Origin of the sequence: Ferrovibrio sp., from assembly GCF_017994015.1 — a bacterium.
GTDB lineage: Bacteria > Pseudomonadota > Alphaproteobacteria > Ferrovibrionales > Ferrovibrionaceae > Ferrovibrio.
In genome coordinates, this window is sequence record NZ_JAGOLP010000001.1 from 1 (window position 1) to 12,605 (window position 12,605).

At 63.7% G+C, this 12,605-nt stretch carries 13 protein-coding genes; 3 read left to right on the top strand and 10 right to left on the bottom strand.

What is annotated here, in order from left to right; translation table 11 throughout:
* Positions 1-82 precede the first annotated feature (82 nt).
* The 3 genes from KBB36_RS00005 to KBB36_RS00015 form a co-directional block, all read right to left on the bottom strand.
* Complete coding sequence (locus KBB36_RS00005; protein ID WP_290975221.1) at positions 83-583, bottom strand: RT0821/Lpp0805 family surface protein; 501 nt, start codon at positions 581-583, stop codon at positions 83-85.
* Between the two features lie 126 nt (positions 584-709).
* Positions 710-1,969 (bottom strand): glucosaminidase domain-containing protein, encoded by a 1,260-nt coding sequence (locus KBB36_RS00010; protein WP_290975222.1) that lies wholly within the window; start codon positions 1,967-1,969, stop codon positions 710-712.
* A 180-nt stretch (positions 1,970-2,149) separates the two neighbouring features.
* The gene (locus KBB36_RS00015) at positions 2,150-2,710 is read right to left on the bottom strand and encodes a NifU family protein (protein ID WP_290975224.1); all 561 of its coding nucleotides are present in this window, start codon (positions 2,708-2,710) and stop codon (positions 2,150-2,152) included.
* Positions 2,711-2,957: 247 nt separating this feature from the next.
* On the opposite strand from KBB36_RS00015, the gene KBB36_RS00020 reads away from it, so the two are divergent.
* Positions 2,958-4,277, top strand: a complete 1,320-nt coding sequence (locus KBB36_RS00020; protein ID WP_290975226.1) for an adenylate/guanylate cyclase domain-containing protein — start codon at positions 2,958-2,960, stop codon at positions 4,275-4,277.
* A gap of 3 nt (positions 4,278-4,280) precedes the next feature.
* Here KBB36_RS00020 and KBB36_RS00025 read toward each other — a convergent pair whose 3' ends face one another.
* From KBB36_RS00025 to murJ, 4 genes are all read right to left on the bottom strand, one after another.
* Positions 4,281-4,775: a universal stress protein gene (locus tag KBB36_RS00025; protein WP_290975228.1), complete on the bottom strand. Its 495-nt coding sequence runs from the start codon at positions 4,773-4,775 to the stop codon at positions 4,281-4,283.
* 44 nt (positions 4,776-4,819) lie between these two features.
* Positions 4,820-5,746: a DUF2333 family protein gene (locus KBB36_RS00030; RefSeq protein ID WP_290975230.1), complete on the bottom strand. Its 927-nt coding sequence runs from the start codon at positions 5,744-5,746 to the stop codon at positions 4,820-4,822.
* 48 nt (positions 5,747-5,794) lie between these two features.
* Positions 5,795-6,802 (bottom strand): tryptophan--tRNA ligase, encoded by a 1,008-nt coding sequence (trpS, locus tag KBB36_RS00035; protein ID WP_290975232.1) that lies wholly within the window; start codon positions 6,800-6,802, stop codon positions 5,795-5,797.
* 137 nt (positions 6,803-6,939) lie between these two features.
* Complete coding sequence (gene murJ / locus KBB36_RS00040) at positions 6,940-8,481, bottom strand: murein biosynthesis integral membrane protein MurJ (RefSeq protein ID WP_290975234.1); 1,542 nt, start codon at positions 8,479-8,481, stop codon at positions 6,940-6,942.
* 145 nt (positions 8,482-8,626) lie between these two features.
* On the opposite strand from murJ, the gene KBB36_RS00045 reads away from it, so the two are divergent.
* Entirely contained in the window at positions 8,627-9,205 is a 579-nt protein-coding gene (locus tag KBB36_RS00045; RefSeq protein ID WP_290975236.1) for a redoxin domain-containing protein, read from the top strand.
* An 8-nt stretch (positions 9,206-9,213) separates the two neighbouring features.
* Here the strand turns inward: KBB36_RS00045 and KBB36_RS00050 are convergent, their stop codons facing one another.
* Together KBB36_RS00050 and KBB36_RS00055 are read right to left on the bottom strand one after the other, a co-directional pair.
* On the bottom strand, positions 9,214-9,999 hold the full coding sequence (locus KBB36_RS00050; protein WP_290975238.1) for a class III extradiol ring-cleavage dioxygenase: 786 nt from the start codon (positions 9,997-9,999) through the stop codon (positions 9,214-9,216).
* Between the two features lie 354 nt (positions 10,000-10,353).
* On the bottom strand, positions 10,354-10,536 hold the full coding sequence (locus KBB36_RS00055; protein WP_290975240.1) for an RSP_7527 family protein: 183 nt from the start codon (positions 10,534-10,536) through the stop codon (positions 10,354-10,356).
* 118 nt (positions 10,537-10,654) lie between these two features.
* Between KBB36_RS00055 and KBB36_RS00060 the strand changes: the two genes are divergently transcribed.
* Positions 10,655-11,569, top strand: a complete 915-nt coding sequence (locus tag KBB36_RS00060; protein ID WP_290975242.1) for a LysR family transcriptional regulator — start codon at positions 10,655-10,657, stop codon at positions 11,567-11,569.
* Here the strand turns inward: KBB36_RS00060 and KBB36_RS00065 are convergent.
* Entirely contained in the window at positions 11,561-12,601 is a 1,041-nt protein-coding gene (locus KBB36_RS00065; RefSeq protein ID WP_290975244.1) for a low specificity L-threonine aldolase, read from the bottom strand. The two genes, KBB36_RS00060 and KBB36_RS00065, sit on opposite strands and share 9 nt — an antisense overlap.
* Positions 12,602-12,605: the final 4 nt, after the last annotated feature.

Below are 12,605 nucleotides of genomic sequence, written 5' to 3' on the forward strand. Positions count from 1 at the left end.
AGCGCGGCCAGGGCGGCAGCGGAATACCTGCGCCCGGGCCGATATGGCCACATCCTGCTCACCCCGGCCAAATCGGCCTGGCCTATTTCACCACACGCCAGCTGCCATCGGGCTGGCGGCAGGCGGTGCCATAAGCCTGTTCGGTCTTGCCGCCCACAGTGACGCTCTGCTGGTATTCGCGGCAATATTCGCCGGCCCCCGAGGTGCCCTCGCGGGTGGGGGTGATGGTGCCGGAATTGCCGCTATCGGGGTTGCGCCAGGAAATCTGCTGGCCAATCGGCGCCGTGCTGGCGCGTGTGCTGGCCTGTTCCATCTGGGCGCGGTCAGCCTTGTCGAGCGAGGAGCCGATCTGGTTGCCGAGATAAGCGCCCGCCAGCGCACCGGCGGCAACACCGACCAACTGGCCGGCACCCTTGCCGAATTGCGCGCCAAGTACGGCGCCACCAATGCCGCCGAGCAGGGTGCCGACATTTTCCTTGTTGGCACCGCCCTGGCCACCGCCTTCGCAAGCTGCGAGCGACAGAGCCAGCACGGCCACCAGGCCGAATCGGCTGGCAGACGAAGAGACAAGACGCGAGATCATGATGCTAAATCCTCCGGCCCAGCCAGGACAGCCGTTTACACGGTACACCAGGCGGGTCACCAAGTTTGACGTTATTAATATATTGTCCGCGATCACGGCACCGCAAGGGATGCCCCGGCCTGGGCCTTAGCCCTTCTGGAAGAAATCCAGGCCGCTGAACATCGGCGCCGGCTCGTCGCCAAGGCGGGCGCTGTCAAAGATTTCCAGGTCGTTGGACCGCATGATCGAGCGCAAGGTGCGGATATAATCGTTGCCGCGCACTGAATAGCGGTGCAGATTCGCTGCCAGGCTGTAGCCATCCAGGCTCTGCTCGCGCTGCCGTAATTTGGCACGCTGCTCGCGGAATTCGCGGTAGCTGCTCTTGGAATTCAGGTTGCGCATATAAGCCGCCACCGATTGATCCAGGCTGGCAAAGCGCAGCACTTCGTATTTTTCGCCATCGGGGCGGTTTTCCGGCACGATGCCGGTGCCCGGATTCCAGGTCCATTGGCCATAGACCGCATTGCCGAGCAGGGCGAAGCGCGAGGTGCCCCAGCCCGATTCCTCAATCGACTGCGCCAGCGCCAGGGCCGGCGGAATGATATCGACGCGCAGCAGCATCTCGTCAATTTCCGGCTCGTCGAGGGCATAACGCTGCGACAGATCGGCCAGCCAGGCTTCGTCACGCGGCCGCAGCGGCAGGCCGGAATCACGCCGTTCGCGCAATTTGAACAGGCGGTCGCGGTCTTCCTGGATACGCTCATTCTCGCGCAGGATATGCGGCAGCATCACCTTGATGAAGGCGCGTTTGCGCTTTTCGGTCAGATTCACATCGGCAATATCAATCGGCAGCCGGGCCAGGAAAATACGCGGCACTTCCAGGCTGGGGCCGCCGCTGCGCGCTTCGGTCAGGTCAAAGCCTTCATTCTCGAAGCGGCGCAGCATGGCATCCACGGTGCGCTCGGCTTCGGCGCGCACCGCGCTGCGATGCGGCGACAGCGCCTTGGCTTCGGCCAGGCGGCGCTGCGCCACTTCCGGCGGCACCATGGGCAGGCTGGCCAGTTGCGGCTCGGCATCGGCGGCCACCTTGTCGGCAGCCTCGGCCTTGTCGGCCGGCTTGTCGGCCTGGCGCGCCACCACACTGGCCGGCAGGCGCCATTCCATCTGCGCCAGATGCGACAGGCGCTGCCAGGCTTCCTGCACGGTCTCGCTGAGCATCACCGGGCGCGCCTCCACCTCGGGGGCGCGCGCCTCCTCAATCTGGCTTGAAAGTACGCCGGCACCAATGCCGCCGGCCAGGCCAACGCCCAGCAGCAAACCGATACCAGCCAGTACCATGCGTACGTCCGAGCCCAGACCCAGCAGGCTACGGTCGTCTGATCGTGAGCGGTCAATATCCGCCATCATGGGCACCTCCACAGTTTCAACTCCGGCATCTGCCCGAAAAATCACGGCAAAACCGAGCCGTGATCGCGGCAAAAACATGGCCGCTCGGGTTCGACGCCAGGCGCCGCCCTTGTGTGCGATTCCCCAACAGGAACCAAAAAATGGCCGTCCGGCAAAAAAAAAATGCCGCCGGCCGCTAACTCAAACGGCCCGGACTTCCGTCACTTCCGGCACGTAATGCCGCAGCATGTTCTCAATGCCATGCTTCAGCGTGGCGGTTGAACTCGGGCAGCCGGCACAGGAACCCTGCATATGCAGAAGCACGACTCCGCGCTGGAAGCCGCGGAAGACGATATCGCCGCCATCCTGCGCCACGGCGGGACGAACCCGCGTTTCGATCAATTCCTTGATCTGCCCCACCACCTCTTGGTCGGCGGGATCATATACTTCATCATCAGCGTCTGCCGCTGCGGCGGCATCGTCCATCACCGGCAGGCCGATGATGAAATGCTCCATGATGGCGCCGAGCACCGGCGCCTTGAGCGCCGACCACTCGATCCAGTCCGCCTTGGTCACGGTGACGAAGTCGAGGCCGAGATAAACCCCGTCGACACCCTGGATGGCAAACAGGCGGGTCGCCAGCGGAGAAACTTTCGCCGCCTCCGCGTCACGGAAGTTGGCCGTACCCACAGCCAGGACATCCCGGCCGGGCAGGAACTTCAGTGTCGCCGGGTTCGGCGTGGTTTCAGTCTGGATGAACATCACCCGCTCCAATCATGTTGCGTCTCCGCCCGGCCGAGGATCAAATACACGATCAAATTTCGGCGCCGAGGCGAAACGTCCCTGGAAATTGGTCAGCGGGTTCGCAAATATCAAGTAGAGAATCGTCGAAGGGCACAGGTCGACGAAATTATCTTTCATAATATCGACCTGTTTACGAAAGATTAAAATGGCATGTGGATAGTTTTCCGGATAACCGGCCCTGTCCTGTCGAGACAAGGGGACGTGAATGTCTGAAGCCCTGGCTGTGACCCGGCTGCAAAGCTGGCCCGATTCGCGCATTGAACTGACCCCGGCGGCGCGCTGGCTGACCGATCATGGCGGCGAGAGCATGCCGATGGAGCAGCTCTTTGCCGGCTTCATCGAAAAACTGATCGAGGAAGGCATCCCGCTGCTGCGGGTAACTTCGGCTTTGCCCTCGATGCATCCGCAGGTGCTGTCGCGCGGCTTCATCTGGCGGCGCGGCGAGCCGGTTGAGGTGGCCAGTGTGGGCCATGACGTGACCACCAGCGAGGAATACCTCAATTCACCGGTCTGGGCGATCCACCAGGGCGCCGCCGCGATCCGCCGCCGGCTCGACATCCCGGATGCGCCGATGGATTTCGGCATCCTGCCCGACCTGCTTGCCATCGGCGCCACTGATTACCTGGCGCTGCCGATGCGCTTCACCCAGGGGCCGGGCTTCGGCAGCCAATCGCCCGACCGGCCGCGCAATGTCAGCTTTGCCAGCTTCACCACCGACCGGCCCGGCGGCTTCAGCCCGGCCGAACTAAGCTATCTGATGGAATTGATGCCGCTGGTGGCGCTGCGGCTGGAGATCGAGGCCAGCCGGCGCATGACCCGCGACCTGCTGATCACCTATCTCGGCCGCGCCCCGGCCAAACGGGTGCTGAAAGGCAATTTCCATCGCGGCCGGGGTTTTGAGGTGGAGGCCGCGATCTGGCTCTCTGATTTACGCGGCTTCACCGCCATGTCTGACCGCCTCGACAACCAGGAGGTTATAACTGTTCTGGATGACTACTTTGAGGCAATGGCCCGCCCGGTGCAGCAGCATGAAGGCGAGGTGCTGAAATTCATCGGCGACGGCCTGCTGGCGATTTTCCGGGTTGACCCGGAAAACACCCCGCCCGGCATCGATCCGCGCGCCCATGCCTGCCAGCGCGCCCTGGAAGCCGCCTGTGGCGCCTTCGGCGCCCTGGCTGAACTGAATGAGACGCGGGTGGCGGCCGGGCAGCAGCCTTTGCGCGCCGGCATCGGGCTGCATCTCGGCCAGGTGATGTTCGGCAATATCGGCGCCAAGGACCGGCTGGATTTCACCGTGATCGGCCGCGCCGTCAACGAAGTCGCCCGGGTCGAGGCCGCCACCAAGATGCTCAGCCGGCCGCTGGTGACATCCGACAGCTTCGCCCGCATGCTGCCCGAAGCCGGCCTCGAATCGCTCGGCTTCCATGCCTTGCGCGGCGTGCGCCAGCCACGCGAACTGCACGGCGTGCCAACAGAACGGCTGGTTTGCGAATACAGCAAGGAGCCGGCTGGCGAGAGCGCCTGAGCCTCAGGTGATGCGGTCGATCTGCTCGTCGGTGAGCGTGCCGGGCACCAGGGTGATCGGGAAACTGAGATTCCCCACCATCTGGCCGGCCAGCGCCGTGACCAGCGGGCCGGGTTCGTTGCCCGGGGCGGCGGCCAGCACCAGCATGCGGATGCCGGGGTCTTCCTCCACCAGCTTCAGCACCTCGTCCTTGGCCTTGCCTTCGCGGATCGAGACTTCCGGCAGCAGGCCGGATTCGAGATTGACCTGCTCGGCCAGTTGCCGCAGCAGGCTCTCGGCGCCCTCATAGGCTTCCTGGCGCATGATCTCAGCCACGCCGGCCCATTGATTAAAATCCACCGGCTCGACCACGCGCAGCAGCACCACGCCGCAATGGATATTGCGGGCGCGGCGCGTGGCATAGCGCAGGGCCACCCGGGATTCGGCCGTATCATCCACCACCACCAGGAATTTCTGGCGGCGCGGCGCGGCGGCGCTGTCTCGCTGGGTTTCACTCATAGGCTACAGCTTGGCATTGCAGCGGGCCAACTGGCAAGCCCGCATTACTTGAGCAGAATATTGGAGACTTCGCGGATTTGCGCCCGGGCGCGCAGGATATGGAAGCCCATTGAAGACAGGTGGTTGGGCAGCAGCAGGCCATCGGTTTTGCCATTCACCACCACCAGCGGCTTGAGCGCGGCGGCGGCGGCCAAGGATTCAAGCATCTGATCCCAGGTGCCGGACAATTCCTTGTCACGCACGATATTGGCGTAATCCTGCTTCAACTCGCGCAGGATCAGGTAATAGGCATAAGCCTGCCCCTTGATCGAATAGAACAGATCATCCGACTGGCCATCATACCACAGCAGGGAGCCCTCGATGATGCGGCGATCCAGCGCCGCCGAGGAGGAACCGAGATCGATGGCGATGCGATCCATGGCCGAAAGCAGATTATCGCTGCGGCGCTCGAAGATGGCCTGGCCCTGGGCCAGACGGGTATTGTATTTCAGCAGCGCGCGCTGCGCCTTCATATATTGCTCTTCCGATTTTGCCGTCGGCAGAAACGACGTGGAAAAATCGAAGAACCACTTGGTGCCGGAATATTGCAGCAGGCCGGCGGCTTCCTGCAGGTCGCTGTCGGTCTGGCTGGAGCCGCGGGTGCGGCCAAGCTGATCCACCAGCTCAAAGCCGAATCGGCCCAAAGCATGGATGATGCCGAGCTGGAAATTCGGCATGTTGTCGAGCATCGAGCCGGGCATGAAGAACGGGTCATTGGCGACCCAGCCATTCTGCTGCACCTCGCGCTCGATCAGCGCCGCCGACATGGCGACGGCGCGGCTGCCGCCGGCTTCCGCCGCCACGCTGGCCTCGTAATCCAGGCGGTCGTCGATCTTGTGCGTCAGCAGCATGCCGACCGGGTAATACAGCCCAAAAATCACAACCAGGGCTGCGGCACCCCAGGTCAGCCATTGCCGCGACGAGACCGTCATGGTCGATTCCTTTCCGAAAACGAACCCGACTTATATTGGGTGCGTGCCCTATGGGCGCAAGAAGCCCACCACATCATACACTTCGCGCAGCACCGGGGCGGAGAGTTCGCGCGCCCGCTCGCCGCCGCGCCTGAGCACGCCGTCGACATAGGCCGGATCGTCCATCAGCCGGCGCATCTCCTGGGTGATCGGCGCCAGATGCGCCACCGCCACCTCGGTCAGACCGCGCTTGAAATCGGCAAAGCCCTTGCCGGCGAATTCCGCCACGGCGGCGTCCAGCGCCACACCCTTGAGCGCGGCATAGATGCCCATCAGGTTGTCGGCCTCGGGCCGGCCGGCCAGTTCCTCAACCGTTTCCGGCAACGGCAGCGGATCGGTCTTGGCGCGCTTGATCTTGTCAGCAATGGCGTCGGCCGTGTCGGTCAGGTTGATGCGCGACTGGTCCGACGGATCGGATTTCGACATTTTCTTCTGGCCGTCGCGCAGGCTCATCACCCGGGTGGCGGTGCCGAAAATCTGCGGCTCGGTGAGCGGGAAAACCTCGCGCCCGTAATCGTGATTGAACTTCTGCGCGATGTCGCGCGCCAGTTCCAGATGCTGCTTCTGGTCCTCGCCCACCGGCACATGGGTGGCCTTGTAGGCCAGGATGTCGGCGGCCATCAGCGCCGGATAGGCAAACAGGCCGAGCGAAACATTCTCGCGGTCCTTGCCGGCTTTTTCCTTGAACTGCGTCATGCGGTTCATCCAGCCCATGCGGGCAACGCAGTTGAACACCCAGGCCAGGGTGGCATGATCCGGATTCTGGCTCTGGTTAAACAGCGTGTTGCGCTCGGCATCGATGCCGGAAGCGATCATGGCGGCGGCCAGTTCGCGGGTCGAACGCACCAGATCGGCCGGATCCTGCCACACCGTGATGGCATGCATGTCGACCATGCAGAAGATGCACTCAAATTCATTCTGCAACGCCACCCAATTGCGGATGGCGCCGAGGTAATTGCCGAGATGCAGGTTGCCTGAGGGCTGGATGCCCGAAAAGATGCGCCGTTGGAAGGCCATGATAAACCCTGAAATGGTGGCGCCGGTGGAACGGCGCCGGTGAGGGAAAACAATCCCGTTCGGGAAAGTGACGCCGGGTTATCGCCGCTCAACCAGCGCCAGTCAATGGGGCCAGTCAATGCCGCTGTCAGGCCGGTCTAACGTCGCCGCAGGCTGCGCCATTCTGCCGGCCGGGTGGCGCCAAAAGCCAGGGCGGCGCCGAGATAGACCAGCATGCCGCCCAGCACCAGCAGCACCAGGGCGGCGATGCGCCAGGCTTCACCCTGGCCATACCAGGGCAGCAGGGCGCGGTTCAGGCCCCACAGCGCCAGCCCCATCGCCAGGGCGGCCAGCAGAATGCGCCAGCCGCGGCGTTTCAGCCTTGCATCCATATACCATTGGCGCCGGCGCAGCAGCAGCCAGCCCAGCAAGGCGGTATTGACCCAGGCCGCCAGCGCCGTGGCCAGCGCCAGGCCGACATGGCCAAGCCAGGGCATCAGCAGCAGCGACAGCGCCAGGTTGATGGCGATGATGCCAAAGGCGATGCGCACCGGCGTGGTGGTATCCTGCCGGGCATGGAAGCCGGGGGTGAGTGTACGATTGAGGATATAGGCCGGCAGGCCAATGGCATAGGCCAGCAAGGCATCGGCGGTGGCGCGTGCGGTGGCGGCATCGAACTCTCCGCGCTCAAACAGCACCGAGATGATCGGATATGGCACCACCAGCAGAGCCACCATCGCCGGCAAAGCCAGCAGCAGGGCAAATTCCTGCGCTCGGTTCTGCTGCGTCAGTGCCGCCTCGGCCTCGCCCTGGGCGATATGGCGCGACAGCATCGGCAGCAAGGCGGTGGAAATCGCCACGCCGACCACGCCCACGGCAAGCTGGTTGATGCGGTCGGCATAGAATAGATACGACACCGCGCCGGCCGGCAGCAGCGAGGCCAGGATGACGCCGATCACCAGATTGACCTGGGTGGCGCCGGCCCCGATCGCCGCCGGCAGCACCAGCTTGAACAGCCGCAGCACCGGCGCAGAACGGCGCGGCAGCCTAAGCCGGAGCGAAAAGCCATCCCGCCCGGCCCAGCAGGCCAGCCACAGGAATTGCACCAGACCGGCAGCAAAAGTGCCCCAGGCCAGCGCCAGGCCGGCATTGCCCAACACCGGGGTTAGCAGCGGCAAAGCCAGCAGCATGGTGAGATTGAGCAGGATCGGTGTGGCGGCAAAGGCGGCGAATTTGCCCAGGCCGTTCAGCACCGCGCCATAGAGCGCCGCCAGGCTGATGAACAGCAGGTAAGGAAAGGTGATCCGGGTATATTCCACGGAAAGCGCAAAGCGCGCCGGCTCGTCCTGGAAACCCGGCGCCAGGCCCAGCATCAGCAGCGGCATGAAAAGCTGCGCCGCCACACTGAACAGCAGCAAAACCAGCAACAGCCAGGCCAAAGCCGCTTCGGCAAAGGCACGCGCCGCCGAACGCCCCCCCCTGGCCAGTATCTCTGAATAAAGCGGCAAAAAGCCGGCGGTGAAGGCGCCTTCGGCAAACAGCGAGCGGAAAAAATTCGGCAGCCTCAGCGCGACAAAAAACGCATCCGCCATGATGCCGGCACCCAGATAGCGCGCAATCATCAGATCGCGGGCAAAGCCGAATACCCGGCTCACCATGGTGAGGCCGCCAACCGTGGCAATGGCGCGATAGAGGCTCATGCCCCGCTTATGGCAGAGGCCGGGCTGAACGGGAAGTCGCGGAGTACAAGGCAACCACCCGCCGAATCCGATTGACGCAGGCGAAATCCGCGATAGCCTCCATATCCAGGGTTGTGCAAAGGCTCAGAATCCAGCGGGGGATGCCATGTCACACCGTTTCCGTCAGCAAACCACTCTTTCAGGCATCGACCGGCGCCTGCTGCTGCAAGCCTTGCCGGCTTCGCTGCTCGGCGCGACATTTATCCGGCCAGCCGCCGCCCGGGATATCGGCCTGCGTTTTGGCGACATTTTCCCCGATGTAATCTACCGCGATCCCAGCGGCGAAAAGCGCAGCATCCATCAATTGTCCGGCACGATCAGCTTTGTCTATCTCTGGGCCTCATGGTGTCCGATCTGTGCTGACGATCTGGTCAATATGGAATGGTATTACAAGAAATATAAGGACAATCCGAAATTCAGCCTGGTGCTGCTGAACCTGCTGGACGCCTATGACAAGGGAGTTGCCTGGGCCGGGCGGCGCTTCACCATGCCGTTTTCCGATTCCGGCATGGCGGCAAAACCGCCTGTGGCAGCGGTGCCGGGCGGCAGCTACGGCTTCCCGAATTTCACGCCGCAATTTTTTATCCTGAACGGCGCATGCGAGATTGTGCATGCCACCGCCAGCCGGCGGAATGGCGGCAACGATGCCTTGCAGGTGCTGGAGCGTGAGCTGAAAATCGCCTGAAAGCCGGCTCAGGCGAAGCGGTAGCTATCCATCGACAGGGCGCCGAATTCCATTGAGCTATGCAGCCGCTCGGCCGGCTGGTCCGGGCTGGCGGCGCCAAGCGCCACAAAGAGCGGCAGGAAATGCTCGTCGGTGGGATGGTTGCGCTGCGCTTCCGGCGCCAGGCGGCGATAGTCCAGCATATCCTGGTCGCGACGCTGGGTTAGGGCTTCATAGACCCAATCGGCAAAGCCGCTGGCCCAGGGCTGCACCGGGGCGGCGGCACCGCGGCGATCCAGTTCGCGCAGGTTATGGGTCAGCGAACCCGAGGCCATCACAAGCACACCCTGCTGGCGCAGCGGTCGCAACGCCTGGCCGAGCGCATAATGATGTGCCGGATCACGCGCCGACTGCACCGAAAGCTGTAGCACCGGGATATCGGCGGCGGGGAAACCGAGCAGCAAGGGTGTCCAGGCGCCATGGTCCAGACCCTGGCCGGCATCGGTGGCTGCCTGAAAGCCGGCGGCCTGGAGCAAGGCGGCGATCTCGGCCGCCAGCGCCGGATCGCCCGGCGCGGGATACTGCAATTGATAAAGCGGCGCCGGAAAACCGTAGAAATCGTGGATGGTCTGCGGCTTTTGTGCAGCGCCCAGGCGCGGCTCGGCGGTTTCCCAATGCGCCGAAACCGCCAGGATGGCGCGCGGCTTTTGCGGCACCGCCTGGCTCAGGCCCAACAGAAAACGATGCGCCGGCGAATCGACCAGGGCCGTGGTGGGGGCGCCATGGCTGATGAACAGGCTGGGCAAAGCAAACATCGGTTTTCCTCGCGGCTGATTAGAGCTTGATGACATCATATTGATGCACTACGCCGAGGTAAATTTGGTCTTCGGGAAGGAGCGCGGCGCAGCGCGTAGTGGGACTACGGGCAAGCCGCGCGACGCACCCGAAGGCCAAATTTACCCGGCCCGCAGGGTTTCGTCTGGAGGCGGCATCCACGTCGTCGAAACGCTTGCAGGTACCGCAAGGTACCTGCTTGCGCGCTTCTCCTAGTGGGCTACCGCCTCCAGACGAAACGTAGTGCATCAATATGATGTCATCACGCTCTAGCTATCAGCTAACGCGCAAGCGGGCTGGCGGCAAGCGCCGCGAGGCAACCGTGGCTTATGGATTTACTCCGGCTGCAAATGGCCGAGATTGCGGAAGCCATGCGCTGTGGCGGTTTCCGGCCTGGCGGCGAACAGGCCGACAAACCAGGCCCGCAGGCCGGCAAGCAGGTCTTGCATCGCCTCGGCGCGCAACTGGCGGGCGCGGGCGACATAACGGTCGTTGGTCTCAAAATAAATCCGGTTCATGGCTGACCTCCTTGTTGGGGTGCCTGTCTGGGGGTGGCAAGACGATTTATACCGCATTGCAACATCGGAAATAATATGGATAATTTTCAGCAATTAATGAACCACAGGACTTAATCCCATGGATAAGCTGGCCGAGATGGAGTGTTTCCTGCGCGTGGTGGATAGCGGCGGCTTTTCCGCTGCCGCCGCCAGCCTGCATATGACGCCTTCGGCGGTATCGAAACAGATCGCCCGGCTGGAAGACCGGCTTGGCGCCCGGCTGCTGCAACGCACCACAAGGCGCATCAGCCTGACCCATGAAGGGCGCGGCTATTACGATCAGGCGCGCGAGATTGTGGCCGATATCGAGGCCATGGAGGCCGGCATCGGCGGCGCCGAGCGCGAGCCGCGCGGCCTGTTGCGGGTGAATGTGGCGCATGGCTTCGGCATGGCGCAGATTGTGCCGCTGATCCCGGATTTCTGCGCCCGCTATGGCCAGGTGGAAGTGCAGCTCAAATTCTCCGACCGCATCGTTGACCTGATGGCCGAAGGCGATGATGTGGGCATCCGCCTGGGCAACCTGCGCGACGAGGGCCTGGTGGCGCGGCGGCTGGGCGCGCATACCCGCATGATCTGCGCCGCACCGGCCTATCTGGCGCGCCATGGTACGCCGCTCACCCCGGCCGATCTGGCCGAGGGCCATCGTGCCGTGCTGAGCACCAATGTGCCGTTGATCAACAATTGGCCGCTCGTGCAGCCGGATGGCAGCGTGCGCATGACCATGCTGCCGGGCGTGGTGTCATCCGATAGCGGCGATGCGCTCTACCGCCTGGTGCTGGCCGGCCTGGGCATCGGCTATACGGCGGATTTTCTGGTGCATCAGGCGATCCGCCAGGGCGAGCTGGTGCCGATCCTGCGGGAATATCTGGCGCCGCAGAGCTGGGCCATCCACGCGGTTTACCCGGCGCGCAAACACCTGGCCGCCAAGGTGCGCCGCTTTGTCGATTTCCTCGCCGAGCGCTTCACGCCGCAGGCGCCCTGGCAGCTAGGCTAGCGTATTGGCAATCTCCAGCAACCGCGCCACCTCGGCCTCGGTCTTGTCGAAGGCGCAGACAAAACGGCACAGCGAGCCATCATCGCTCCAGGGATGAAACAGGATGCCGGCGGCCTGGAAAGCCTGGCGCAATGGCTCGGGCAGCACCACAAACACCTCATTGGCCTGCACCGGATAGGCGATGCTGACCCCGGGCAGGGCGGCCAGGCCATCGGCCAGTTGCAGCGCCCGCGCATTGGCATTCCGCGCCAGCCGCAGCCAGAGATCGTTATCCAGCATGGCGGCAAGCTGCGCCGACAGGAAACGCATCTTGGAAAACAGATGCCCGGCGCGTTTGCGGCGGAACAGGAAACTATCGGCCAGGCCCTTATCCAGCGCCGGCTTGAAGAACACCACCGCCTCGGCCGCCAGCGCGCCATTCTTGGTGGCACCGAAACTGAGCACATCCACGCCGGCACGCCAGGTCAGATCGGCGGCAGACGCATTCAGCGACACGATGGCATTGGCAAAGCGCGCGCCGTCCATATGCACATGCAGGCCATGCTGCTGCGCCAGCCCGGCCAGCGCGGCCACTTCCGCCGGGCTGTAGACCGTGCCGGCCTCGGTGGCCTGGGTCAGGCTGAGCGCGCTGGGCTGCGGATGATGCTGCGTGCCGCGCCAGCCCATGCCAAGCGCACGTTCCAGCGCCTCGCTGTCGATCTTGCCATTGGCGCCCCCGAGCGCCACCAGCTTGGCGCCGCTGGTGAAAGCTTCCGGCGCGTTGCATTCATCCACCTGGATATGGCTTTCCTGGTGGCAATAGATGGCGCCATAGGGCGGGCAGAGCGCGGCCAGCGCCAGGGCATTGGCGGCAGTGCCGGTGGCAACCGGAAACACCCGGCATTCGGTTTCGAACAGGGCCGAAAACCGCGCATCCAGATCATGGCTGATCTGATCCGCACCATAAGAGGCAACATTGCCGCTATTGGCGGCCTGTAGGGCGGCAAAAATCTCCGGCGCGGCACCGGCCACATTGTCGGAACGGAAATCCATGATG

Coding starts and splice junctions, on each gene's coding strand:
- KBB36_RS00005 (WP_290975221.1), bottom strand. CDS start 583: ATGATCTCGCGTCTTGTCTCTTCGTCTGCCAGCCGATTCGGCCTGGTG.
- KBB36_RS00010 (WP_290975222.1), bottom strand. CDS start 1,969: ATGATGGCGGATATTGACCGCTCACGATCAGACGACCGTAGCCTGCTG.
- KBB36_RS00015 (WP_290975224.1), bottom strand. CDS start 2,710: ATGTTCATCCAGACTGAAACCACGCCGAACCCGGCGACACTGAAGTTC.
- KBB36_RS00020 (WP_290975226.1), top strand. CDS start 2,958: ATGTCTGAAGCCCTGGCTGTGACCCGGCTGCAAAGCTGGCCCGATTCG.
- KBB36_RS00025 (WP_290975228.1), bottom strand. CDS start 4,775: ATGAGTGAAACCCAGCGAGACAGCGCCGCCGCGCCGCGCCGCCAGAAA.
- KBB36_RS00030 (WP_290975230.1), bottom strand. CDS start 5,746: ATGACGGTCTCGTCGCGGCAATGGCTGACCTGGGGTGCCGCAGCCCTG.
- trpS (WP_290975232.1), bottom strand. CDS start 6,802: ATGGCCTTCCAACGGCGCATCTTTTCGGGCATCCAGCCCTCAGGCAAC.
- murJ (WP_290975234.1), bottom strand. CDS start 8,481: ATGAGCCTCTATCGCGCCATTGCCACGGTTGGCGGCCTCACCATGGTG.
- KBB36_RS00045 (WP_290975236.1), top strand. CDS start 8,627: ATGTCACACCGTTTCCGTCAGCAAACCACTCTTTCAGGCATCGACCGG.
- KBB36_RS00050 (WP_290975238.1), bottom strand. CDS start 9,999: ATGTTTGCTTTGCCCAGCCTGTTCATCAGCCATGGCGCCCCCACCACG.
- KBB36_RS00055 (WP_290975240.1), bottom strand. CDS start 10,536: ATGAACCGGATTTATTTTGAGACCAACGACCGTTATGTCGCCCGCGCC.
- KBB36_RS00060 (WP_290975242.1), top strand. CDS start 10,655: ATGGATAAGCTGGCCGAGATGGAGTGTTTCCTGCGCGTGGTGGATAGC.
- KBB36_RS00065 (WP_290975244.1), bottom strand. CDS start 12,601: ATGGATTTCCGTTCCGACAATGTGGCCGGTGCCGCGCCGGAGATTTTT.